The organism is Roseovarius sp. CH_XMU1461 (assembly GCF_037027165.1).
In the GTDB taxonomy this organism is placed as follows: domain Bacteria; phylum Pseudomonadota; class Alphaproteobacteria; order Rhodobacterales; family Rhodobacteraceae; genus Roseovarius; species Roseovarius nubinhibens.
The window spans coordinates 521,296-545,835 of sequence record NZ_JAYMDV010000002.1 but is presented as its reverse complement, the minus strand read 5'-3'; the positions used below and the strand labels follow the sequence as shown (position 1 = coordinate 545,835).

The window sequence follows — 24,540 nt, the reverse complement described above, 5'->3', positions numbered from 1 at the left end:
CGCTCAGGTCAGCGACGTCACCCACAACAGGGTGGCGTCTTCTTCGCTGATCGAGATGACGTTATGGCCCATGGTCCCGTCATAATAGGCGCTGTCGCCGCGCCGCATCTCGACCGGTTCGTAGAACTCGGTATAGAGCCGCACCACCCCGGTCAGCACGAACAGGAACTCTTCGCCATCATGGCGCACCCAGCCGTCGAACTCTTCCATCGACCGCGCCCGGATGCGGGCATGATAGGGCAGCATCTTCTTCTTGGTGAGCGTGTCTGACAGCAGCTTATGCTCATAGGTGGTGGTGAGATAGGGCGTGCCCTCGCCGAGCTTGGTCACCGTCATCCGCCCCGTCACCTGATCCTTCTGCGGCGCGGTAAAGAGCTGCGGCACGGAAATCTCGAGGCCAACCGCCAGCTTTTTCAACGCCTCATAGGTTGGCGACATCTGACCGTTCTCGATCTTCGAGAGGGTCGACCGGGCCAGCCCCGCCTGCTTGGCGGCCTGTTCCAGCGTCCAGTCCCGCGCCTTGCGCAGCTCGCGCACACGCTGGCCGAGGTTGAGCGGCTCGCCATGCTCCTCACCGCCGCTGTCGCGGGCGATCCGGATGAGATTGTCAGAGGTCGGTTTTTCCATGGCGCGATGTATAAGAAGAGCCCTCGCCACTTGCAACTGCCCCGGCACGCCCCTACCCCTAAGCCCATGCTGTCTGTCTTCGATCAAGGCCCGCCTGCCCCCTGTCCCACGCCGTTCAACATGGCGGGCTATGTGCTCGGCGCGGCGGATGCGACGCCCGAGAAACTGGCGCTGGCGGTGGTTGGAGAGACGGGGGCCGAGCGCTGGACCTATGCCGCGCTCGAGGCCGCCGTGCGCGGCACTGCGACCGGCCTCTTGCAGGCCGGGCTGCGCCCCGGTGACCGGGTGCTGATGCGGCTTGGCAACCGGGTGGAATTTCCCATCGCCTATCTCGCCGCGATCACTGCCGGGCTCATCCCGGTGCCAAGCTCGGCGGCGCTCACCGCGCGCGAAGTGGCCAACATGCTGCCCGAGCTTGCCCCCTCCGTCATCCTGCGCGCCCCCGATGTGGCCTGCCCCGAAACTGACCTGCCGGTGATCGGCGCCGAGGCGCTGGCCGCGATGCGCGCCCTGCCGCCCGCCGGTTATGACATGGGCGATCCGAACCGCCCGGCCTATATCGTCTATACCTCCGGCACCTCCGGCAAGCCGCGCGGCGTGGTCCATGCCCATCGCGCCATCTGGGCGCGGCGGATGATGCATGACGGCTGGTACGGCATCGGCCCCGAGGACCGGCTCTTGCACGCCGGCGCGTTCAACTGGACCTATACGCTCGGCACCGGGCTGATGGATCCGTGGAGCGTCGGCGCCACCGCCCTGATCCCCGCCGAGGGCACCGATCTCGCCGCCTTGCCGGGGCTGATGGAGGCGCATGGCGCCACTATTTTCGCAGCCGCACCGGGGGTTTACCGCAAGATCCTCAACGCAGGCACGGCACGAGCCATCCCCAGCCTGCGCCACGGCCTCTCCGCAGGTGAGAAACTGCCCGCAAGTATCGAAGATAACTGGCAAAAGGCCACGGGCACGCCGATCTACGAGGCCTATGGCATGTCGGAATGTTCCACCTTCATCTCCGGCGCGCCGAGCCGCCCCGCCACCCGTGGCACCCTTGGCCGCCCACAGCCCGGACGCCGCATCGCGATCCTCGGGACTGACGGCCCCGTGCCGCTCGGCACCGAAGGCACAATCGCCGTGCACCGCAGTGATCCGGGGCTGATGCTTGGCTATCTCGGGGCCGAGGACGAGACCAGAGACCGCATGCGCGGCGACTGGTTTATAACAGGAGATCAGGGGGTTATGGATGACAGCTCATCCATCACCTATCTCGCCCGCAACGATGACATGATGAATGCCGGCGGCTACCGCGTCTCGCCGCTCGAGGTGGAACAGGCGCTGTCGGACATCCCCGGCATCACCCAGATCGCCGTCACCGATATCGCCGTCCGCTCCGATGCCCGGCTCATCATGGCTTTCTACACCGGCCCTGCGCCGCTCTCAGAGGCCGAGCTCGCAAGGCTGGCCTCCGAGCGGCTGGCAGGCTACAAGACCCCGCGCGGCTTTTTCCATGTGGACGCCCTGCCGCAAAACCCGAATGGCAAGCTGCAACGCCGCGCGCTTGCCCAGATCTATGAGGCCCTGCATGATCCGTCTTGATATCGTTTCCGACCCCATCTGCCCCTGGTGCTACATCGGGAAAACCTATCTGGATCAAGCGCTTGCAGAGCGTCCTAACCATCCGTTCACCATCCTGTGGCACCCGTTTCAGCTCAACCCCGAGATGCCCGCCGAAGGCATGGACCGCCGCGCCTATCTCGAAGGGAAATTCGGCGGCAAAGAGGGCGCGCTGCGCGCCTATGCCCCCATCGTGCAACGCGCCGAAGAGATCGGGCTCAACATCGATTTCGCCGGGATCAAGCGCACGCCGAGCACCATCGACGCGCATCGCCTCATCCATTGGGCCGAGGCCGAGGGCGTGCAGCAAGAGGTCGTGGACGCGCTCTTTCGCGCCTATTTCGAGGAAGGCCGTGACATCGGCGATGCCGCCACCCTGACCGAGATCGCCGAGAGCGCCGGGATGGACCGCGCCGTCACCGAACGGCTCTTGGCGGGTGAGGATGACAAGGCTGACGTGCGTGCCCGCGACACGCAGTTCCGCGAAATGGGCGTCTCTGGCGTGCCCTTCTTCATCGTGGCAGGCCAGCATGCGGTGCCCGGTGCGCAACCCAAGGAAACCTGGATCAAGGTGATCGACGAGGTGCTCGAACAGCTGGCACAGGCCGCCGACAACCCGGACGCCGCCAATCAGGGTTAACGCCTCCCCCCTAAGCACTCCTACGCAGTCCTGTGCATTCTTGCGCGCAACCCTGTGCGCAACCCGCCTATAGCGCGCTTGATCACAACGTGATAGCGGCGGGACATGACCGAGACCGCACAACCGCAGGCTGCTCCGCAGGCCACGACGCCCCTCGCCGAACCGGCAATCGGGCGCACCGAATTCATTGCCCTGATGGCGATGATGATCGCCACCGTGGCCTTTTCCATCGACGCGATGCTGCCCGCCCTGCCCGAGATCACCGCCGAGCTTTCGGCGGATAATCCGAACCGGACACAGCTTCTGATCACCAGCTTTGTGCTCGGCATGGGGGCCGGCACGCTCTTTGTCGGGCCGATCTCGGACGCCTTTGGGCGCAAACCGGCGGTGGTCGGCGGTGCGGCGCTCTATTGCTTTGCCTCGCTCCTCGCCTGGGCCGCGCCCAATCTCGAACTGGTGATCGCGGCGCGGGTGCTGCAGGGCCTCGCGGCCTCGGCGGCGCGGGTCGTGCCCATGGCCATCACCCGCGACTATTTCAAAGGCCGCGGCATGGCGCGGATCGTCTCCTTCATCATGATGGTCTTTACCCTCGTCCCGGCCATCGCGCCCCTGGCGGGCAGCGTCGTCATCGGCTTTGCCGGCTGGCGCGGGCTCTTTGCGGTGCTGGTCGGGTTCGTTCTCATCTCGACACTCTGGCTCGTGCTGCGCGTCCCCGAACCGCTGCCCCGCGACCGGCGCACCCCGTTCAACGCGCGCGCGCTCTGGCGCAATGCGGGCATCGTGCTGGCCCACCCGGCGGTGCGGATCAGCACGCTGGCCCAGACGCTTTGCCTCTCGGTTCTCTTCGCCTCGATCAGCAGCATCCACCAGATTTTCGACGTCACCTATGATCGCGCCGAGAGCTTTCCGCTCTGGTTCGCCGCCATCGCGCTGCTGTCGGGCGGGTTCAGCCTGATCAACGCGGCGCTGGTGATGCGGCTCGGCATGCGGCGGCTCATCCGGGTCGCCATGGTCGGCATGATCGCCCTGTCGCTCGCGGTGCTGGGGCTCGGCCTCGTCACCGGCGGCGCGGCGCTGCCCTTCTGGGTCTATGTGGTCTGGCAGGGCGGGATCTTCGTCCACACCGCCATGACCATGGGCAATCTCAACGCCATAGCGCTCGAACCGATGGGCCATCTCGCGGGCACCGCGACGAGCGTCTTCAGCGCCGCCGCCACCATGGGATCGGTGGTCATCGCCATCCCCATCGGGCAGGCCTTCAACGGCACGCCGCTGCCGCTCATCATCGGGGCGCTTCTGGCGATTTCGCTGGCCTTCCTGTCGATGGCTTTCATGCCCGAGGAAGAGCGCGACGCCTGACCCGAGACCCGCGCCAAAGGATTTCGGTATACAACTGCATACCTGACTTCCCTTTGCTGCGATTTTCCGCTAGCAACGCGCCAGATACGATTCCTCACACATGATCACATGAAAGGTGCGCCCCATGTCCAAGATCAAGGTAGCCAACCCGGTCGTCGAACTCGACGGCGATGAAATGACCCGGATCATCTGGGACTTCATCAAGAAGAAACTCATCCTGCCCTATCTCGACGTGGATCTGCTCTACTACGATCTCGGCATCGAAGAGCGCGACCGCACCGATGACCAGATCACCATCGACGCCGCCAACAAGATCAAGGAAATCGGCGTTGGCGTGAAATGCGCCACCATCACCCCCGATGAAGGCCGGGTCGAAGAGTTCGGCCTCAAGAAGATGTGGCGCAGCCCCAACGGCACCATCCGCAACATCCTCGGCGGTGTGGTCTTCCGCGAGCCGATCATCTGCTCGAACGTGCCGCGCCTGGTGCCGGGCTGGACCCAGCCCATCGTCATTGGCCGTCACGCCTTTGGTGACCAGTACCGCGCCACCGACATGAAATTCCCCGGCCCGGGCAAGCTGTCGATGAAATTCGTCGGCGAAGACGGCACTGTGATGGAAGAAGAGGTGTTCGACGCGCCCTCCTCCGGCATCTACATGGGCATGTACAACCTCGACCAGTCGATCATCGATTTTGCCCGCGCCTCGTTCAACTACGGGCTCAAGCGCGGCTACCCGGTCTATCTCTCGACCAAGAACACCATCCTCAAGCAATATGATGGTCAGTTCATGATCCTCTTCCAGAAAGTGTTCGACGAAGAGTTCAAGGATCAGTTCGAAGAGGCCGGCCTCACCTATGAGCACCGCCTGATCGACGACATGGTCGCCTCGGCGATGAAATGGTCGGGCGGCTATGTCTGGGCCTGCAAAAACTACGATGGCGACGTGCAGTCGGACACCGTGGCACAGGGCTTTGGCTCGCTTGGCCTGATGACCTCGCAGCTGATGACGCCGGACGGAAAGATCGTCGAGGCCGAAGCGGCCCACGGCACCGTCACCCGTCACTACCGTCAGCACCAGAAGGGCGAAGAGACCTCGACTAACTCGATCGCGTCGATCTTTGCCTGGACCGGCGGCCTCAAGCACCGCGCGAAACTCGACGAGAACGCGCCGCTCAAAACCTTTGCCGAAACGCTGGAAAAAGTCATCGTGGACACCGTCGAAAGCGGCCACATGACCAAGGACCTGGCGCTGCTCGTCGGCCCCGATCAGGGCTGGCTCACCACCATGGGCTTCCTCGAGAAAGTCGACGAAAACCTCGGCAAGGCCCTCAAGGGCTAAGCCAGACGGCATCGCAAAGATCGAAAACGGGGCGTCCTCACGGCGCCCCGCTTTATTTTGTGGCTCTCATAAGCTGGACCCCAAGCTGCGACAAAATTTCACCCGGCGCGGATTGACAGTTTTTTCCCGCTCTGGTCTGGCTGGACCATAGTCCCAAAAAGAGATTGCCCCATGACCCGCGCCTATCTTCTGCTTGTCGTCGCCGTCCTTTTCGAAGGGCTCGGCACCACCAGCCTGCAAGCCTCACAGCAATTTACCCGGCTTTGGCCGTCGCTCGGTGTGATCCTGGGCTTTGGCGCGGCGTTCTTTTTCCTTATGCAGGTGCTCAAGGTCATGCCGCTCGGCGTGACCTATGCGCTCTGGTCCGGTCTCGGCATCTGCCTCACGGTGTTCCTGGGCTGGCTCGTCTTCAACCAAAAGGTTGATTTGCCAGCCTTTCTCGGCCTGTCGATGATCGTGGGCGGCATCGTGGTGATCAATCTCTTCTCCTCGACCGCCACCCACTAAATCCCATCGTCAGAGCGGCAGTTCGGTGGTCGATTTGATCTCTTCCATCGACAGAAGGGCGGTGACGTTATGCACCTTCACCTCTGAAATCAGCGCCTGATAGAACGTGTCATAGGCCCGCGCATTCTGCACCCGGACCTTGAGGATGTAATCGATATCCCCCGCCAGCCGATGCGCCTCCTGCACCTCGGGCCGATCGCGCAGCGCCTTGAGAAACGCCTTCTGCCAGGCCGCGTCATGTTCGGATGTGCGGATAAGCACGAAAAAACAGGCCTCAAAGCCCAGCGCCTCGGGGTCGAGAAGATAGGTCTGCTGACGGATCACCCCGGCCTCGCGCAGCTTGCGAATCCGGTTCCACACCGGGGTCTTCGAACTGCCCACGGATTTGGCGATATCATCGAGCGACTGACCGCCATCCTGCTGCAGTTGCAAAAGGATTTTTCGGTCAAGATCATCGATACGAACGGACATTCCAGCTTTCCTCTTTCCTTGGAACGGGCGGCCTAACCGGCGGCTGATCTGGAACATATGTCCTTATTCGCCCGCCCATCTAGCGCGTTGGCGGGAATAAATTCTATATATCAGGGCAAGTCAACCGCAAGCCGAGGCCCCGCCCCATGAAACACTTTCCCATTTTCGTAGCCCTCGAAGGCCGCCGCGTCGTGCTCTCGGGCGGTGGCGATGCGGCCCTTGCGAAACTGCGGCTCCTGCTCAAGACCGAGGCCGCCATCCATGTCTATGCCAAGACCCCCGCGCCCGAGATCGTGACCTGGGCCGATGAGGCCCGGCTGACCCTGCACCGGCGCACATTGGCCGCAGGCGACTGCGAGGGCGCCACGCTCTTCTATGCCGCAGATGAGGACGCCACCGAAGACGCCCGCACCGCCGCCCTTGCCACCGCCGAGGGCGCGCTGGTCAATATCGTCGACAATCTGAGCGACAGCCAGTTCATCACCCCCGCCATCGTCGACCGCGATCCGGTCACCGTGGCCATCGGCACCGAAGGCGCCGCCCCGGTCCTCGCCCGCGCCATCAAGGCCGATCTCGAGGCGCGGCTGCCCGCCCATCTCGGCCTTCTGGCCCGCATCGGCAAGGCCTTCCGCCATGCCGTCGACGTGCTGCCCATGGGCCGCCGCCGCCGCGACTATTGGGCCGATTATTACTTCCGCCAGGGCCCCCGCGCCCTCGAACAGGGCGGTCCGGACGCGGTGCGCCGCACCCTCGCCACCCTGCTCGACGACTACAAGACCCGCGAAGACCGCGCCGGTCACGTGGCCTTTGTCGGCGCTGGCCCGGGCGATCCCGAGCTGCTGACGCTCAAGGCCCGCCGCGCCCTCGACGAGGCCGATGTGGTGATCCATGACCGCCTGGTGACATCCGAGATCCTCGAACTGGCCCGCCGCGAGGCGGTGCTCGTCGACGCGGGCAAAGAGGGCTTTGGCCCCTCGATGACCCAGGACGAGATCAACCGCCTCATCGTCGCCCATGCCGAAACAGGCGCCCAGGTGGTGCGGCTCAAGGGTGGCGATCCCACCGTGTTCGGCCGTCTCGACGAAGAGATCGACGCCGTGACCGAGGCCGGCATCACCTATCACGTGGTGCCCGGCATCACCGCCGCCTCGGCCTCTGTCGCCGCCATCGGTCAGAGCCTCACCAGCCGTGGCCGCAACAGCTCGGTCCGCTTTCTCACCGGCCATGACACCCGCGGCTTTGCCGATCACGACTGGGCGGCGCTGGCCCGGCCCGGCGAAGTGGCGGCGATCTACATGGGCAAGAAATCCGCCCGCTTTATCCAGGGCCGGCTGATCATGCATGGCGCCGACCGCGCCACCCCGGTCACCGTGATCGAAAACGCCACCCGCCCCGATCAGCGCGTGCTCTCGACGACGCTCGACGCGCTGCCCGCCGATCTCACGGCCGCCGGTCTCACCGGCCCCGCCCTCACCTTCTATGGCCTTGCGCCGCGTGCGGCCCAGGCCGCGCTGACCCAAACGAAACAGGAGTTCGCCTGACATGGCCCGCGCCTTTACCCCGAAAATCATCACCGCCAATGCCCTGCTCGAGGGCGATGTGGTCTATCTCACCGCCGATGATCGCTGGTCGCGCCAGATCTCCGAGGCCGAGCTGCTGACCGACGAGGCCCATGCCCAGCTGCGCCTTCTGGGCGCAGAGGCCCAGACCGGCACCGTCGTCGGCGTCTATCTCGCCGATGCCAAACCCGGCGAGACCGGCCCCGAGCCCACCCATTTCCGCGAGGAATTCCGGCGCACCGGCCCCTCCAACTACTTCCACGGCAAGCAAGCGGAGCAAGCCTGATGTACAGCTACAATGAATTCGACGCGGCCTTTGTCGCCGAACGCAACCGCCAGTTCCGCGCCCAGGTCGAACGCCGCATTGACGGCTCGCTCACCGAGGACGAGTTCAAGCCGCTGCGCCTGATGAATGGCCTCTACCTGCAGCTCCACGCCTATATGCTGCGCGTGGCGATCCCCTATGGCACGCTCAATTCGCGCCAGATGCGCCAGCTCGCGCTGCTCGCGGAAAAGTGGGACAAGGGCTATGGCCATTTCACCACCCGCCAGAACATTCAGTACAACTGGCCCGAGCTGCGCGACGTGCCCGACATGCTCGACGCGCTGGCCGAGGTGGAAATGCACGCGATCCAGACCTCGGGCAACACGATCCGCAACGTGACCGCCGACCATTTCGCCGGGGCCGCCGCCGATGAGGTGACGGATCCGCGTCCCGTGGCCGAACTCTTGCGCCAATGGTCGACCGACCACCCCGAGTTTCAGTTCCTGCCGCGCAAGTTCAAGATCGCCGTCACCGGGTCCGAAAATGACCGCGCGGTGATCCGCGCCCATGACATCGGCATTCAGGTGGTCGAGCGCGACGGTCAGATCGGCTATCGCATCCTCGTCGGCGGCGGCCTTGGCCGGACCCCGATGATCGGCAAGGTGCTCAATGATTTCGTCGCCCAAGAAGACCTGCTGCCCTATGTCGAGGCGGTGGTCAGCGTCTGGAACCTGCTCGGGCGTCGCGACAACAAATACAAGGCCCGGATCAAGATCACCGTGCATGAACACGGCATCGACGACATCCGCGCCCGCGTCGACGCGGCCTATGCCCGCATCCGGCCGAGCTTTGGCGGGCTCGATCTCGACCTTTTTGAGGAGATCAAATCGGCCTTTGCCGCGCCTGCCTTTTCGCAAAAGCCCACCGCGCTCTTTGACACGGCCTATCAGACCGATCCGATCTTCCGCGCCTGGGCCGACACCAACCTCGCCGAGCACCGCGCGCCGGGCTATGCCATCGTGCAGATCAGCCTCAAGGCCCATGGCGAGACGCCGGGCGACGCCACCGCCGAACAGATGCGCGTCATGGCCGATCTCGCCGAACGCTTTGGCCATGACGAGCTGCGCATCAGCCATGAGCAGAACGTGATCCTGCCGCATGTCCATAAATCGGATCTGCCCGAGATCCACGCCACGCTCAAGAAACACGGGCTCGCCACCGCCAATATCGGTCTCATCTCCGATATCATCGCCTGCCCCGGCATGGATTACTGCGCGCTGGCCACCGCCCGCTCGATCCCCGTGGCGCAACAGATTGCCACCCGCTTTGACGAGCTCAAGCTCGAGCATGAGATCGGCGATCTCAAGATCAAGATCTCGGGCTGCATCAACGCCTGCGGCCATCACCATGTGGGCCATATCGGCATTCTCGGCCTCGATCGCGCGGGCGTGGAAAACTATCAGATCACCCTCGGCGGTGACGGCTCGGAAAATGCTTCGCTCGGCGAACGCACCGGACCGGGCTTTGCCTATGATGAGATCATTCCCGCCATCGAACGCCTGATCGCCGCCTATCTGCAGCACCGCGACAGCCCCGAGGAAACCTTCCTCGCGGCCTATCGCCGGCTGGGCATGGCACCGTTCAAGGCGGCGCTCTATGACGAGGCACAGGCCTATGCAGCCGAATGAGGATCTTGGCACACGGGTCTCCGGGCTCAACGACTGGTACCGGCTGAACTCGGCCACCAGCGTGCTGCGCCACGCGCTGACTGACCCCGCCGCGGGTCAGCTGGCGCTGGTGTCGAGCTTCGGGGCGGAATCGGTCGTGCTCTTGCACATGGTGTCGGTGATCGACCGGACCACCCCGGTGATCTTTCTCGACACCGAGCTGCTCTTTGCCGAAACGCTGGTCTACCAGCAGGAGCTGAGCGAGCGGCTCGGCCTCAAGGATCTGCGCATCATTTGCGCGGACCCGAACGAGGTTCAGGCCACCGACCCGGAACAGTCGCTACACCGACGCGATACCGACGCCTGCTGTGCGCTGCGCAAGACCCGACCCCTGGCCCGTGCGCTTGACGGGTTCGACGGCTGGATCACCGGGCGCAAACGCTATCAGGGCGGTGCCCGCGCCACGCTCGATTTCTTCGAGACCGAAGAGGGCACCGGCCGGATGAAGGTCAACCCGCTGGCCCATTGGCGCCCCGAAGACGTGCGCACCTATATGGAAGAAAATCGCTTGCCAAAACATCCGCTTGTGGCACGCGGCTACCCGTCGATCGGCTGTATGCCCTGCACCAGCCCGGTCACCGATGGCGACACAGACCCCCGCGCCGGACGCTGGCGCGGCCAAGACAAAACCGAATGTGGCATCCATTTCGTGGATGGAAAATTGATCAGAACCGGAGAAAACGCATGAGCATTCTCGTACAAGACCAGGGCTTTCAGCCCGACGATTGGACCGCCCCGATCACCGCGCTCGAAGATGCGCGCGCGGGCTATGGCATCGACCTTCCTTCCTCGACCGACCCGGTCGAGCTGGCCGGTCGCCTGGACAATATCCCCCTGATCCGGGTGGATTTTCCGAGCTTCGCCGACGGCCGCGGCTTTACCATCGCGCGGCAATTGCGCCTGATGGGCTACACCGGCCGGCTGCGCGCCCGCGGCCATGTGATCGCCGATCAATACGCCATGGCGCGCCGCGCGGGCTTTGACGAGGTGGAGATTTCCGAAGATCTCGCCGCCCGCCAGCCCGAGGATCAATGGCTCTTCCGGGCCGATTGGCGCAACCATGACTATCAGGCCCGCCTGCGCGGCTAGGTCTTTCGCCTCTTCCCATAACCGACTATCAGGAGGTGCCGGCGCGCGACGCCGGCACAGACATGCATGAACGAGATTGCCGACGTGACCGACGCCAGCCCTATCAAGGCCAAACCCGCCCTGCCCGACGCCCAGAAAGTGACCGAAGTCACCCATTGGACGGACCGGCTGTTTTCCTTCCGCGTGACCCGCCCGGCAAGCCTGCGCTTTCGCTCGGGCGAGTTCGTGATGATCGGGCTGATGGGCGATCCGCATCCCGAAACCGGCAAGCAAAAACCGCTCCTGCGCGCCTATTCCATCGCCTCGCCCTCCTGGGATGAAGAGCTCGAGTTCTACTCGATCAAGGTGCAGGACGGCCCGCTGACCTCCAAGCTGCAGCACATCCAGCCCGGCGACGAGATCATCCTGCGCCCGAAACCCGTGGGCACGCTGGTCCATGACGCGCTCCTGCCCGGCAAGCGGCTGTGGTTCTTTGCCACCGGCACCGGCTTTGCGCCCTTCGCCTCGCTCTTGCGCGAACCGCAGACCTACCACGACTATGACGAGGTGATCATCACCCACACCTGCCGTGGCGCGGACGAGCTCAAATACGGCGCGGCGCTGATCGACAGCATCCGCAAGGACGACATGCTGGCCGAGCTGATCGGCGAAGGCTTTGCCGACAAGATCCGCTACTACCCGACCACCACCCGCGAAGAGAGCCCCAAGATGGGCCGGATCACCGATCTGCTGCGCAAGGGCGAGGTGTTCGAGGATCTCGGCATCGATCCCATCGCGCCTGAACATGACCGCGCGATGATCTGCGGCAACCTCGCCTTCAACCTCGAGCTCAAGGACCTGCTCGAAGAGTTCGGGCTCAAGGAAGGCGCCAATTCCGATCCGCAGACCTATGTGGTGGAAAAAGCCTTCCTCGACTGAGGCCTGGCCCCCATCCGGGGCACCCAGCCAAGGCACAGCCATAAAAAAAGGCCCGCATCACGCGGGCCTTTTTCGATTATGAAAACCGGGTTTATTCGGTCACTTTCTTCATCGCATCCTTGGCGGCGTCGGTCGCTGCATCGGTCGCGTCCTTGGCGGCGTCGGCGGCACTGTCCATCGCTTCCTTGGCGGCGTCTTCGATCTTCTGCATCGTCGCGTCGCTGGTGGCGTCCGAAGTGGCCTCGGTGGCAGTATTGGCCGCATCCGTGGCGGTCTCGGCGGCCGCATCGCCCGCGTCGCTCGCCGCGCCGGACACATTGCTGGCCGCGTCGCCTGCGGCCTCGGTGGTGGCCTCAGTGGCCTCAGTGGCTTCCGTCGCGGTCTCTGTCGCGGTTTCGGTCGCGCTCTCTGTGGCCGCTGCCGCCGCATCGCCGGTGGCCTCGGTGGCGTTCTCGACCGCTTCGGCCGTGCTCTCAGCCGCTGCATTGGCCGCGTCACCCGCTGCCTCAACCGCATCGCCTGCGGCCTCGGTCACGGCCTCGGCCCCTTCGGCCACGGCATCAGCGGCCTCGGTGGCCATCTCGGTGGCGGTTTCCGCCGCCGCATTCACAGCGTCCCCGGCTGCATCGGCGGCTTCGCTTGCGGCTTCTGCCGTCGCGTCCACCGCTTCCTTGGCTTCGTCCATGGCGGTTTCGCCCATGGATTTGCCGTCCTCGACGAGCTCCTGAGGCGATTTACCTGTGATGAGAAAATAGCCGCCGATGAGAACGGCCCCGGCCAACGCAATCCAAAGAAGATTTTTCATTTGCTTAGTCCCTTGCAAAATGGCCGACATACCGTGATCGGCCTGAAAACTACCGACCTCAAATGACCCATGCCGAGGCTCCCGACAAGGGGGAAACTCATCCCGCCCAGCGCAAACCGGCGCTCTCCCACAGTTTGTGCGCAAAGCCCGGTTTTCCGGTGTAAATTCGTAAAAACCCTTGATTTGCCGCTTGAAACACCCGCAACGCGGGTCTATTTTGCACCCTCGAACATTCGTCCATTATTCAAGGAACAAAGCCATAGCCCGCAGACCTCACAACGCGCCGCCGACACGGGACACTGGTCCCCGGATCAACGATCGCATCCGTGCAGACGAAATCCGCCTGATCGGCGCAGACGGCGAAAACGTCGGGGTCGTAACCCCGACCCGGGCGATGGAGATGGCCGAAGAGGCCGGTCTCGATCTGGTCGAGATTTCCCCCAATGCCAATCCCCCGGTCTGTAAGATCATGGATTTCGGCAAATACAAATACGAACAGCAAAAGCGGGAATCTGAAGCCCGCAAAAAGCAAAAGGTGATCGAGGTCAAGGAAATCAAATTCCGGCCCAACACCGACACGCATGACTATGAAGTCAAAATGCGCAGCGTGATGAAATTCCTCGAGAACGGCGACAAGGTGAAGATCACCATGCGTTTCCGGGGCCGCGAAATGGCGCACCAGGATCTGGGCCGCCAGCTGCTGCAACGGGTCTCCGGCGATATCGAAGGCGTGGGCAAAGTGGAAAACATGCCCAAGATGGAAGGCCGTCAGATGATCATGATCATCGCGCCCGCCGCCCGCTAACGGGCCAGCGCCTCCAGGATTGCAACGGCGTCCCGCTTGGGGCGCCGTTTGCGTTTCGGGCCTTAGGCGATCCGCCAGCTGCTCTTGCCGCGCAAGACCGCGATCATCTCGGCCAGGGTCGAGACCGCAATCTCCGCCGGTGTCGCCGCCCCGATATCGAGCCCCACCGGCCCTTGAATGCGCGCGATCTCCTCAGCGCTGGCCCCCAGCAAGCCCAAGCGCACCGCGCGCTTGTCCCGCGACCGGGTCGAGCCCAGAGCGCCGATGTAATAGGCCTCTGACCGTAGCGCCGCCATCAGCGCCGGATCGTCGATCTTCGGATCATGGCTGAGCACCACCACCGCCGTGCGCGCGTCGATGCCGAGCGCCGCCAACGCCTCGTCGGGCCAGTCATCGACCAATCTCTCGCCGGGAAACCGCGCCGCGCTGGCAAAGCTCTCGCGCGGGTCGACGATCACCACGTCATAGCCCGCAATCCGCGCCATCGGCACCAGCGCCTGCGCGATATGCACAGCCCCCACCACGATGAGCCGCAGCGACGGGTTGTGGATGGTGACAAAACGCCCATCCGCCTCGAACCCCGACAGATCCTGCCGAAACCGCGCCTCGAACCCCTCGCGGGTGATCTCTGCCGGGCGGTCGCCGCCGGAAATCACCGCCACCGGCTCCTGCGCCGCCCTTGCCGCCACCAACTCGGCCATCAGCGCTTCGCTCAGCACCGATCCCAGCGGCTCGACCATCACCCGGATCGTGCCGCCGCAACCAAGCCCCACGGCGAAGGCATCGTCATCGCTCACCCCAAAGGTCAGCGTCGCCGAGCTGCCGCGCTCAATCGCGTCGAGCGCCTCGGCCACCACCGCGCCCTCGACACAGCCGCCCGAGACCGATCCGGCAATCTCGCCCGCCCCGGAAATGGCGAGCTGACTGCCCACCCGGCGCGGCGCGCTGCCCCATGTCTCGACCACAGTGGCGAGCGCCGCCCCGCGGCCCTCGCGGAACCAGGCCAGCGCCTGTTCGGGAATGTCATCAAACCTGTCCATGGCCCAGATGTGCCGCGTCGCCGCGCCACTTGCAAGAGGCGCCTCACAGGCCGCTACCGCACCCGGACCCCGGCCCGCCACCGTGCCAACGCCAAGAGCATGAGCCCGTCCCCGGCAAAGGCCAGCAGCAGCCCCACGACATTGACCGCCACCGCCCCGGGACCGAGCGCCGCCACATCGAGAAACGGATAGGGATAAAACCCGCTCAGCGCCCCCCGGATCCACGCATAGGCGCAGTAAAGCGCGGGCCAGAGGAGCCAGATCGCCGCATGGCGCCGCCGCACTCCGCTCTTGTCGGCTTGGCCTCCCCACCAGAGCACCACCAAGAGCGGCACCGCCGTATGCAGCCCCTGATCGGCCCACCAGGCGAGCCCCTCAGGCCGCCACAGCCCGGCCAGCACGAGGTGGTAGACAATGCCCACCGCAGCGATCCACAGGGTCAGCCCCCCGGCCCAGATCGGGCCGACCCGCTGGCCCGTCGCCACCACGTAGAGAAACGTCACCGCCACCAGCGTATTGGTCAGCACGGTGAAATACCCCGCCATCCGCCACAGCACCGCGCCGAGCCCGGGCGATCCCATGAGCGCCTCGGAGACCAGAAACTGCGCCCCGAGCGACATCACCGCCGTGCCGCAAATCAGCGCCGCAAACCCTCTGTGCATGGCCTGTCCTACCCCTTTGGCGTGAATGATATGCCTCTGGAAACAAGCATAGAATGTCCCGCGGCCCTTGGGAATGACAGACGACCACCCGCGCATGACAAAGGGGCAAGGCTTGCGCCCTGCCCCCTGTCATCTTTTCTCAACCGATCGCGCGCTTATTGCGCGGCAGAGGCCTGCAAGAGCGGCGTGATCCGGCGCACGGTGGCGCGGCGGTTCTGACGCTCGGGCCCCGGCGTGCGGATCTTGAGGTTCGCCTCGCCATAGCCCTGCACCACCATGTTCTCTGGCGGCACGTCGAAATATTCGGTCAGCGCCAGCGCCACGGATTCGGCGCGACGGTCCGACAGGGCGAGGTTATAGCTCGCGCTGCCCACCGCATCGGTATGGCCCTCGACGAGGAACACTTCATTCGGGTTGCGCTCGATGAGCTCGCTCATCGCAAGGCCCAGCGCCCGCAGCTCTTCGGCCTCCGAGGCGGTGATCGCGGCACTATCGGTGGCAAAGTTGATCGCCTCAAGCTCGATCACCGGCACCAGATCGCGCACGGCGCGGATCTCACGCACCTGTTGCAGCGTATAGTGACGGTGCAGCTGGTCGCGCTCTTTCTCGGCCAGCGCGGCGCGCAGCTCTTCCTCGCTCAGCTCAGAGAGCTGAATGCTCCGCGTGCTGGTGCGCGGCAGCTCGGTCACTTCGACCGGCTCGACCGTCACGGTGTCGTCAAAGAGCACGATCTGTTGCCCATCGGGCATCACACGCACCCGGCGCAGCACCTGACCGTTCGACGCCTTGATGGTCACCACCTTGACGCCATTGGCGCGGGTCACCGTCTCGCGGACCGACCCATCGCTGAACCGTTCGGTGGTCACTTCGGCCCCCGGACGACGCAGCAACACGTTGTCATCCTTGAGAACTTCGATCTCACCATCGCTGCGTTCCACAACAACCCGGTCGCCCGAGTTCGACAGAACCTTATTGCCATTGTTGAGGATGGTGCCCACGGCCACAGCCCCCAGAGCGCCCAGCGCGAATTTCTCGAAATTGCTGAGCCCGCTGTCGCTTTCGGTCACCGTGGTGGCATTGGCGGCGGTCGAGAAATCTTCGTCGCTCGACCGGGCGTTGTCCTCGGTCACGGTCTCGGTCTCGACCTCGACACCTTGGGCATCGGGGTTGCTGGCCGCTTCGGCCTCGACCGCCTGGTTGGCGTCCGCGGTGGTGCTTTCGCTGTCTTCTTGCGGCACGATCATGGTCTTGGCGCCCTCGACGATGGGCTCGACCTCTTTGCCTTCGGAGACCGTCGCATCGCTCTCGGCGGTGGTCTCAGCCGTGGTTTCAGCCGTGGTTTCAGCCGTGGCCTCACCAGTCGTCTCAGCCGTCGCGCTGGCCGCCGGGTCCGACGCCTCGGCCGCCTTGAGCGCCTGCTCAAGCTCGGCTTCGGTCTGCGCCGCTTCTGCCGCGGTGCGCGCCTCGGCTTCGGCTTCGGCCGCTGCTTGGGCTTCAGCCTCAGTCACGGTCTCGGCCATGGTCCCCGTCGTGGTCTCCGTGGTGGTCTCGGTTTCCAGAGGCGCCACCACATCCTCCGAGACGCTCAGCTCTTCCTCGGGCTTGGTCTCGGCCTCCTCAGCCGCGGCCCCAACGGTGGCCTCTGCCGGCGCATCGGCGCTGGCCTCTGCACTCGTATCGGCACTCGCATCCGCGCTCGCATCGGCGCTCGCTTCAGGCGTCACCTCTGCCTCGGGCAGCGGCGTCGATGTCACAGCCTCCGCCGTCGCACCGGCGGTCGCGCCCACATCGGCCAGCGGCACGATCACGCCCGCTTCGGTCAGCGCGACCTCGACATCGCTCTTGCGGGCATAAACCTCGCCCGCATGGGTCTGCGAGCCTTCCACGACGAGCTTGGCCCCCGCCTCGCCTTCGATCACGCAATGACCCATCGCGCCGGTCGGCTTGACGACAGGGCTTGCATCCAGCTCGCCAATCGCCGGATCGAGCGTCATTTCGACCCCCGCCTGCAGCGGCGGCAGGATCGGCCAAGGCGCGCCCTCTGCGGTCACACAGGGCTGCAGCGTGTCGGGATCGGGCAGCACGCCGCTCTCTTGTGCGAAGAGCGGGGCGGGCATGGCCAGCGTGGCACTCATCACGAGCGCCGTGGTGGACTTGAGAACTCTCTTGCTCATCTTTGAACCTCTCAGATTCTGCGTGTGATTATCTCGACCCCCCAACGCCTCGGAGCGATAGAAGTTTCCTCACCGTGCCATATTTCGCCGAAACCCCAGTGTTTCTTTGCTGCCACAAACCGACCACGGCCCCCGAAAACCGGCCCAATCCGCCGCTTGGCCTGCGAATTTCGCGCTCTTGTCCTTTCAAATCTCATGGAAATTCCCCATTTTAGACAGGATTGCCGCCTACGCCTGTGGTTCACGTAGCCGGCTGAGACCGGTAAACAGTGATTGAGGAAAGTGCGATGCAGAATGCCACCAACACGTTTGACATGCCCCTGTCGGGTCTTGAGTCGCGTGAGGCCTGGCTGGCCAAAGTGTCAGACCTGGTAGACGAAGATGGCTATGCAGAGCGTCTCGACGACCGTCACAGCGCAATTTTCGTCGAAGATGGCAAGACCTTGCTCGTCACGTTTGAAACCCATGACAGCATCGCGCGGCTCTCCGAGGATGGCCAGCCGCTGGGCTGGGATATGGTCAAGGCGCTCGGCTGGTCGCATCTGTGCCTGCTGAGCGATGGCGATACCTGGTTTCGCGCCCCCCGCGTCTATGGCTATTTCGACCGGCTCATCGACGATGGCTTTTTTGAGGATTTCGATCAGGTGATCTTTTACGGCGCCGGCCCCTGTGGCTATGCCGCCGCCGCCTTTTCCGTCGCCGCCCCCGGCGCGCGCCTGGTGCTGGTGCAGCCGCAGGCCACGCTCGATCCGCGCGTCGCCGAGTGGGACGACCGCTATCGCCACATGCGCCGCACCTCCTTCACCGACCGCTACGGCTATGCGCCCGATATGATCGACGCGGCGCAGGAGGTGTTCCTGCTCTACGATCCCGAGATCGAGCTCGACGCGATGCACGCCTCGCTCTTCACCCGCTCCAATGTGACCAAGTTCCGCATGCGCCACATGGGACCCGATCTCGAAACCGTGCTGATGCAGATGCAGCTTCTCTACCGCATTCTTGCCCAGCTCAGCGCTGACAAGCTCACCGTGACCAATCTCGCCCGGCTCTTCCGGAACCGCCGCGAACATCCGGGCTATCAATTCGGGCTCTTGCAGCGGCTGACCGGCGCGAACCGCGACCGGTTGACCATCCGGCTCGCCGATTTCGTGCTCGAGCGGCGCAATGGCCGCCCCTTCCGCAAGGCCCGCGAGGCCGCCGAGGCCCGGCTTGCCGATGCCGCCGCCGCACAGCACAGCCCCGAGACGAGCGACATCCAAGACTGATCTAAAGCTCAGGCATCGACACCTCTGGCGCAGCCCGGCGCGATTGTGTAATCGATCCCCATGACACAGAGCCTGACCCTCCGCCGCCCCGACGACTGGCACCTGCATCTGCGCGATGGCGCGATGCTCGGCGCTGTCCTGCCCGAAACCACCCGGCATTTCGCCCGCGCGATCATCATGCCGAACCTCGTACCCCCGGTGGTCACCGGCGCTCAGGCCGCGGCCTACCGCGACCGCATCCTCGCAGCCCTGCCCGAAGGCGCGGACTTCACCCCGCTGATGACGCTCTACCTCACCGAGGACACCGATGCCGAAGACGTGGCCAAAGCGCACGCCAGCGGTCTCGTCACGGCGGTCAAGCTCTACCCGGCAGGTGCGACCACCAACTCCGCCTCAGGGGTTGCGAATTTCGACAAGGTGCGCGGCGTGCTCGACAAGATGGCCGAGATCGGCCTGCCGCTCTGCCTGCATGGCGAAGTCACCGACGAGGACATCGACATTTTCGACCGCGAGGCGGTGTTCATCGACCGCGTGCTCGACCCGATCCGCCGCGCCACCCCCGGTCTGCGCACCGTGATGGAACATATCACCACCCGCGACGGGGTCGAATATGCCAAGTCACAGGACAATCTCGGCGCGACCATCACCACCCATCACCTGGTGATCAACCGCAACCACATCCTCGTGGGCGGGATCAAGCCGCATTACTACTGCCTGCCGGTCGCCAAACGCGAAGAGCACCGCCTCGCCCTGCGCGCCGCCGCCACCTCGGGCGATGCGCGCTTCTTCCTCGGCACCGACAGCGCGCCGCATCTCGACGCGGCCAAGCTGAGCCCCTGCGGCTGTGCCGGCTGTTTCACCGCGACCAACACCATGTCGATCCTCGCCGAAGTGTTCGAACAGGATGGCGCGCTCGACCGGCTCGAAGGTTTTACCTCCTTGAACGGCCCGGCCTTCTATGGCCTGCCCGCCAATGACGAGACGATCACCCTGACCCGTGGCACCCCGGTGGACTACCCCGCCCAGATCGCCACGCCCGAAGGCCCGGTCACGCTTTTCGATCCGCAAATGCCGCTGCACTGGTCGGTCAGCTAGCCGCCTCGTAAAGCTCGCGCAGCGCCGCAATCACCAGCTGGGGATGCTCATAGAACATGAGCTGCCCGGCCGATTGCACCTCATGCAGCGCGATCCCGTCGATCCCGTCGAACCCGGCCCGCACCGCGTCGGGCCGGTTCACGTGATCCTTGGCCCCCATCAGATAGACCACCGGCGCCGGCGCCTCACAATCGAGCATATCGCTCCAGTCGCGCACCATATAGGGCGCGTCGCCGAGAAACCCGAAATGCCCCTGATGCACCGAGAGCCGATAGCCCGCCTGAATGAGCGGCGCGATCTCGAGCCGCGCAATCACCTCGCGGTCATGCGACCCTTCGGGGTAGAGCCCGCCCATGAAATTCTTCACATCCTGACTGTCGATCTGCGCCACACCGGCGCGCAGGATCGTCGGCAGGAAGGATGGCAGATAGCGCGCGGTAAAGGCCACGATCTTCTGCCGCGGCGCCATATCGACCAGTTGCCGCCGCGACCTGATCGGCGCCACCGACCCGATGCCGAGCATCCCCGACACCTTGTCAGGGAAGCGGTGGCACAGGATATGGCCATGAAACCCACCCGCCAGATGGCCGAGAATCACCGGCCGCTCGAGCTCGAACCGCGAGATGAGCTCGACCAGATGCGCCATGAAACTCTCGAGAACCGGGGTCTCGTCGCATTGCTCCGACTGGCCATAGCCGGGCCGGATCGGCGCCACCACCCGAAGACCCGCCCGGCTCAGCACCTCTTCGAGATGGCGCAACACCGCCACCCCTTCGAGCATCCCGTGCAAAAACAACACCGGCATCCCATCCGGCGGCCCGAGGCTGAACACCTGCATGTTGAGCCCGGTGCCCATCCGAAGGATCTGCGCATCAAGGCCCAGCGACGCCCCCGGCGGCGCCTGCGACGGCGACAATTGGTTGATCATATAGACCACCAGCCGGATAAGCTCGGCCTGCCCCGGCGCGCCGGTCTTGGCGAGCACCGCCTTGGCCTGATTGCGGATCGTATGTTTCGACTTGCCGGTCATCTCGGCAATCGCGCCAAGGTTATGCCCCGCCAGAAGATGCTCGACCACCGACAGCTCCGCCCGGCTCAGCGCAAAGCTCTGGACGAGCATCCGCTCCGCCGCCGGGCTCCAGTGGTAATCGAGCGATTCGAGCAACACGGCCGACCCGGTCGCCCCCTCCAAGGGCACCAGCCGCGCCAAGAGATGCCGCAGCTCCCCCTCCACCGCGAGCACCACAGGCGAGGCATCGCCCGGCACATCCGCCAACCGACCGAGCAGCGCCTCCATCAGCTCCGCCCCATGCGGATCGAGCCGCTCTTGCAACGGCTGCCCGCCAAGCCAATCCTGCGCCACCCGGCTCTGCGCCAGAACCCGGCTCCCCCGCCCGAGCAACAGCATCCAGGTATTCGACTGCGCCACCTCATCCTTCAGGCTCTGGCGCGGCGTCTGCCGTCCCAATTGGTCAAGGATCATCAAGGCCCGGGTGAAATGTTCGGTGAGCACCGGATCAATGCCCAGCGCATCGGATTGGCCCGCCGTGTCCAAAGGCTCCGGCGCCGTTTCCATCGCCTCGCAGATGTGATCGCCCCAGAGATCCATGAAATCGGCATAGCGCTCCGGTCGGATCACCGAATCGTAAATAGCTGCGATCACTTTGTCTCTGTTGGATGTCGGCATGCGCGCTTCACCCCGTTGCTTGGCATGGACCGGAGAAACACAATCTTGGCACTTTTTTACCAAATGGTACGTTTTTGGCCCAAATGGGTCATGCCAGACCGGCATGACTAGACCTAAATTAATACTACCAAAACCTTTTAATCAGTAGCTTTTCTTCAATTTATTTTATCAGCGGCCGCTAAGCCGTGAGCGAAGGCCGCCTCAGGAGACTGGGGCGGCCACTCTCTTTGCGGCGCAGTTCAGCCCATTTGCGTGCTAATTTCCGCCCCAACCTCTCCCGATCCCCTCCGGTTCCCTGCCACCGCGGCGTGGCCCGCAGGCCGCGCCCCGGCCTGACCCGGCGCCGCCGGCATCGCGCGGCTTGACAAGACCCCCTCTCGAGGCGGAAAAGCCCCTGCGCCTGCCAAAAGGACCCCGACATGATCCCCACCAGCTATCCGCCCCGCGAAGAGATCGCCCGCCTGACCGCCCGTATGCTGCTCGAGATCGGCGCCGTGCATTTCAACGCGGCCGAGCCCTTTACCCTCGCCTCCGGCCTGCCCTCGCCCACCTATATCGACTGCCGCAAGCTGATCAGCTTCCCGCGCATCCGCTCGACGCTGATGGATTTCCTCACCGTGACGGTGATGCGCGACGCGGGCTTTGAGGCGTTCGACAATGTCGCAGGCGGCGAAACCGCGGGCATCCCCTTTGCCGCGCTGGTCGCCGAACGCATGGCGCTGCCGATGACCTATGTGCGCAAAAAGCCCAAAGGTTACGGTCGCAACGCCCGGATCGAAGGCGCCATGTCCGAAGGCGAACGGGTGCTGTTGGTCGAGGATCTGACCACCGATGGCGGCTCCAAGCTCTCTTTTGTCGACGCGATCCGCGAAACCGGCGCGAGCTGTGGCCACACCGCCGTGATCTTCTACTACGGCATCTTCCCCGAGACCGAGAAAACCCTCGGCGATCACGGCGTCGCGCTGCATTATCTCTGCACCTGGTGGGATGTGCTGGCCGAGGCCCGCGCCCAAGGTGTCTTTGACGCCGAAACGCTCGACGGGGTCGAAAGCTTTCTCAACGATCCCCGCGCCTGGCAAGAGGCCCGCAAGGGCGACTGACTTAGGGGGAAATTTCCCTCAAAAGTCACCCTAAAGACACGCGCCCCCGTGGCGCACTCAACATATCGCTGTGCGAAACCGCCTGACCGCTATATGATGCGGTCAGTTTATCCACAGCTTTTGCACAGCGATATACAATTTGCCCAAGACCCGGCCCGCCGCTTATGTGATCGGCACGCGGGACAATGAGGACAGGATGACCAAGGTAGAAGCCTTCAACGCCACCGGCACCGAAGTTCAGGCCGCCGACACCATGCCCCATTCGATTGAGGCCGAGCAGCAGCTCCTGGGCGCGATTCTGACCAACAATGATGTCTACGACAAGATTGCGTCGATCATCGGCCCACAGCATTTCTACGACCCGGTCCACGCGCGGATCTACGAGACCGCCGCCGCCCGCATCGCCCGCAACAACCTCGCCTCGCCGGTGACGCTCAAGGCGTTTTTGGAAGATGACGAAGGGCTCAAGGAGCTTGGCGGCCCGGCCTATCTGGTGAAACTCGCAGGCGCCGCGATCTCCTCCTTTGCCGTGCGCGATTATGCCCAAATGATCTATGACATGGCGATCCGGCGCGAGCTCATCACGCTGGGCCATGACATTGCCGGCAAGGCGATGCGCGCCGATGTCAAAAGCGAACCCAAGGACCAGATCGTCGAGGCCGAACAGAGCCTCTACAAACTCTCCGAACAGGGCCAGGCCGAAAGCGGCTTTCAGAGCTTTCTCAAGGCGGTCACCGATGCCGTCAACGTGGCCAACGCCGCCTATCAGCGCGACGGCGGCCTCGCCGGCGTCTCCACCGGCCTCATGGATATGGACAAGAAGCTCGGCGGTCTGCACCCGTCCGACCTGCTGATCCTCGCCGGTCGCCCCTCGATGGGCAAGACCTCGCTCGCCACCAACATCGCCTATAACATCGCCAAGGCCTACAAGCGCGGCAAGCGCCACGACGGCACCGAAGGCGCCATCGACGGCGGCGTCGTGGGCTTCTTCTCGCTCGAGATGAGCGCCGAACAGCTCGCCGGTCGTATCCTCGCCGAAGCCTCGGAAATCTCGAGCCACAAGATCCGCCAGGGCGACATGACCGAAGAGGAATTCCGCCGCTTCGTCAACGCCGCGAAAGAGCTCGAGAGCTGCCCGCTCTTCATCGACGACACCGCCGCGATCCCCATCGCCCAGCTCGCCGCCCGCGCCCGCCGCCTCAAGCGGACCCATGGGCTCGACCTGCTGATCGTCGACTATCTGCAGCTGGTGCGCGGCACCTCCGACAACCGGGTGCAGGAGATCGGCGAGATTTCCATGGGTCTCAAGGCCATCGCCAAGGAACTCAACATCCCGGTCATCGCGCTCTCGCAGCTGTCGCGGGGCGTCGAGAGCCGCGACGACAAACGGCCACAGCTCTCGGACCTGCGCGAATCCGGCTCGATCGAACAGGATGCCGACGTGGTCATGTTCGTCTTCCGCGAGGAATATTACGTCGAACGCGAAAAACCCTCCGAGGAAAAGCTCGACGAAATGGCCGAATGGCAAGAGCGCATGTCGCGCCTCCACGGCAAGGCCGAGGTCATCATCGGCAAACAGCGTCACGGCCCCATCGGCACGGTCGAGCTCAGCTTTGAAAGCCAGTTCACCCGCTTCGGCAATCTGGTCAAACCCTGGCAGCAGGGCGGCGACGGCGAATTCTGATCGCCGCAGGCCTGTCCGCCTTGGGCAAGCCTCGGGAATTTGGGTATTTTCAACCAGAAAGAGGCCCAGGGAAGAGGCTCTCCCGCCTGCTCCGTGGCTCCTCTGTGGCCC

23 protein-coding genes are annotated in these 24,540 nt (G+C 64.4%); 16 read left to right on the top strand and 7 right to left on the bottom strand.

Annotated features, from left to right (window positions below; genetic code table 11):
- Positions 1–3 precede the first annotated feature (3 nt).
- Positions 4–627, bottom strand: a complete 624-nt coding sequence (locus WA237_RS07985; protein WP_009815146.1) for a helix-turn-helix domain-containing protein — start codon at positions 625–627, stop codon at positions 4–6.
- Positions 628–693: 66 nt separating this feature from the next.
- On the opposite strand from WA237_RS07985, the gene WA237_RS07980 reads away from it, so the two are divergent.
- The 5 genes from WA237_RS07980 (at position 694) to WA237_RS07960 (ending at position 6,083) form a co-directional block, all read left to right on the top strand.
- Positions 694–2,220: a class I adenylate-forming enzyme family protein gene (locus WA237_RS07980; RefSeq protein ID WP_336097283.1), complete on the top strand. Its 1,527-nt coding sequence runs from the start codon at positions 694–696 to the stop codon at positions 2,218–2,220.
- Positions 2,207–2,878 carry a DsbA family oxidoreductase gene (locus tag WA237_RS07975; protein WP_336097282.1) on the top strand — a complete coding sequence of 224 codons (672 nt, stop codon included), beginning with the start codon at positions 2,207–2,209 and terminating at the stop codon, positions 2,876–2,878. The genes WA237_RS07980 and WA237_RS07975 overlap by 14 nt, the downstream gene beginning before the upstream one ends.
- Positions 2,879–2,983: 105 nt before the next feature.
- The gene (locus WA237_RS07970; RefSeq protein WP_216017122.1) at positions 2,984–4,237 is read left to right on the top strand and encodes a multidrug effflux MFS transporter; all 1,254 of its coding nucleotides are present in this window, start codon (positions 2,984–2,986) and stop codon (positions 4,235–4,237) included.
- Positions 4,238–4,361: 124 nt separating this feature from the next.
- Complete coding sequence (locus WA237_RS07965) at positions 4,362–5,576, top strand: NADP-dependent isocitrate dehydrogenase (protein ID WP_009815151.1); 1,215 nt, start codon at positions 4,362–4,364, stop codon at positions 5,574–5,576.
- A gap of 171 nt (positions 5,577–5,747) precedes the next feature.
- Positions 5,748–6,083, top strand: a complete 336-nt coding sequence (locus tag WA237_RS07960; RefSeq protein WP_009815152.1) for a DMT family transporter — start codon at positions 5,748–5,750, stop codon at positions 6,081–6,083.
- Positions 6,084–6,092: 9 nt separating this feature from the next.
- On the opposite strand, the gene WA237_RS07955 is transcribed toward WA237_RS07960, so the two are convergent.
- On the bottom strand, positions 6,093–6,554 hold the full coding sequence (locus WA237_RS07955) for an Lrp/AsnC family transcriptional regulator (RefSeq protein ID WP_009815153.1): 462 nt from the start codon (positions 6,552–6,554) through the stop codon (positions 6,093–6,095).
- 146 nt (positions 6,555–6,700) lie between these two features.
- Between WA237_RS07955 and cysG the strand changes: the two genes are divergently transcribed.
- The 6 genes from cysG (at position 6,701) to WA237_RS07925 (ending at position 12,112) form a co-directional block, all read left to right on the top strand.
- Complete coding sequence (cysG, locus tag WA237_RS07950; RefSeq protein WP_336097281.1) at positions 6,701–8,095, top strand: siroheme synthase CysG; 1,395 nt, start codon at positions 6,701–6,703, stop codon at positions 8,093–8,095.
- Between the two features lies 1 nt (position 8,096).
- Positions 8,097–8,399: a DUF2849 domain-containing protein gene (locus tag WA237_RS07945; RefSeq protein ID WP_336097279.1), complete on the top strand. Its 303-nt coding sequence runs from the start codon at positions 8,097–8,099 to the stop codon at positions 8,397–8,399.
- Positions 8,399–10,066 carry a nitrite/sulfite reductase gene (locus tag WA237_RS07940; protein WP_216017118.1) on the top strand — a complete coding sequence of 556 codons (1,668 nt, stop codon included), beginning with the start codon at positions 8,399–8,401 and terminating at the stop codon, positions 10,064–10,066. Before WA237_RS07945 ends, WA237_RS07940 begins: the two co-directional genes overlap by 1 nt.
- Positions 10,053–10,793, top strand: a complete 741-nt coding sequence (locus WA237_RS07935) for a phosphoadenylyl-sulfate reductase (RefSeq protein ID WP_336097278.1) — start codon at positions 10,053–10,055, stop codon at positions 10,791–10,793. Before WA237_RS07940 ends, WA237_RS07935 begins: the two co-directional genes overlap by 14 nt.
- The gene (locus WA237_RS07930; RefSeq protein ID WP_336097277.1) at positions 10,790–11,194 is read left to right on the top strand and encodes a DUF934 domain-containing protein; all 405 of its coding nucleotides are present in this window, start codon (positions 10,790–10,792) and stop codon (positions 11,192–11,194) included. The genes WA237_RS07935 and WA237_RS07930 overlap by 4 nt, the downstream gene beginning before the upstream one ends.
- A gap of 66 nt (positions 11,195–11,260) precedes the next feature.
- On the top strand, positions 11,261–12,112 hold the full coding sequence (locus WA237_RS07925) for a ferredoxin--NADP reductase (RefSeq protein WP_336097275.1): 852 nt from the start codon (positions 11,261–11,263) through the stop codon (positions 12,110–12,112).
- Positions 12,113–12,203: 91 nt separating this feature from the next.
- Here the strand turns inward: WA237_RS07925 and WA237_RS07920 are convergent, their stop codons facing one another.
- Positions 12,204–12,917: a translation initiation factor 3 gene (locus WA237_RS07920; RefSeq protein ID WP_336097274.1), complete on the bottom strand. Its 714-nt coding sequence runs from the start codon at positions 12,915–12,917 to the stop codon at positions 12,204–12,206.
- 178 nt (positions 12,918–13,095) lie between these two features.
- Between WA237_RS07920 and infC the strand changes: the two genes are divergently transcribed.
- The gene (infC, locus tag WA237_RS07915; RefSeq protein ID WP_336097273.1) at positions 13,096–13,722 is read left to right on the top strand and encodes a translation initiation factor IF-3; all 627 of its coding nucleotides are present in this window, start codon (positions 13,096–13,098) and stop codon (positions 13,720–13,722) included.
- Between the two features lie 62 nt (positions 13,723–13,784).
- Here the strand turns inward: infC and WA237_RS07910 are convergent, their stop codons facing one another.
- The 3 genes from WA237_RS07910 to WA237_RS07900 form a co-directional block, all read right to left on the bottom strand.
- Positions 13,785–14,762 (bottom strand): XdhC family protein, encoded by a 978-nt coding sequence (locus WA237_RS07910; RefSeq protein ID WP_336097272.1) that lies wholly within the window; start codon positions 14,760–14,762, stop codon positions 13,785–13,787.
- Positions 14,763–14,815: 53 nt separating this feature from the next.
- Complete coding sequence (locus WA237_RS07905; protein WP_336097271.1) at positions 14,816–15,424, bottom strand: Pr6Pr family membrane protein; 609 nt, start codon at positions 15,422–15,424, stop codon at positions 14,816–14,818.
- Positions 15,425–15,579: 155 nt separating this feature from the next.
- Entirely contained in the window at positions 15,580–17,598 is a 2,019-nt protein-coding gene (locus tag WA237_RS07900) for an OmpA family protein (protein ID WP_336097270.1), read from the bottom strand.
- Positions 17,599–17,885: 287 nt separating this feature from the next.
- On the opposite strand from WA237_RS07900, the gene WA237_RS07895 reads away from it, so the two are divergent.
- Together WA237_RS07895 and pyrC are read left to right on the top strand one after the other, a co-directional pair.
- Entirely contained in the window at positions 17,886–18,863 is a 978-nt protein-coding gene (locus WA237_RS07895; RefSeq protein WP_336097268.1) for a phosphoadenosine phosphosulfate reductase, read from the top strand.
- 60 nt (positions 18,864–18,923) lie between these two features.
- The gene (gene pyrC, locus WA237_RS07890; RefSeq protein ID WP_286906522.1) at positions 18,924–19,958 is read left to right on the top strand and encodes a dihydroorotase; all 1,035 of its coding nucleotides are present in this window, start codon (positions 18,924–18,926) and stop codon (positions 19,956–19,958) included.
- Here pyrC and WA237_RS07885 read toward each other — a convergent pair.
- A complete protein-coding gene (locus tag WA237_RS07885; RefSeq protein ID WP_336097267.1) occupies positions 19,951–21,621 on the bottom strand; it encodes an alpha/beta fold hydrolase in 1,671 nt (556 codons plus the stop codon). The genes pyrC and WA237_RS07885 overlap by 8 nt on opposite strands.
- Positions 21,622–22,064: 443 nt before the next feature.
- Between WA237_RS07885 and WA237_RS07880 the strand changes: the two genes are divergently transcribed.
- Complete coding sequence (locus WA237_RS07880) at positions 22,065–22,745, top strand: orotate phosphoribosyltransferase (RefSeq protein WP_216017108.1); 681 nt, start codon at positions 22,065–22,067, stop codon at positions 22,743–22,745.
- A 196-nt stretch (positions 22,746–22,941) separates the two neighbouring features.
- The gene (locus WA237_RS07875) at positions 22,942–24,429 is read left to right on the top strand and encodes a replicative DNA helicase (protein WP_040618610.1); all 1,488 of its coding nucleotides are present in this window, start codon (positions 22,942–22,944) and stop codon (positions 24,427–24,429) included.
- The last annotated feature ends 111 nt before the right edge of the window (positions 24,430–24,540 follow it).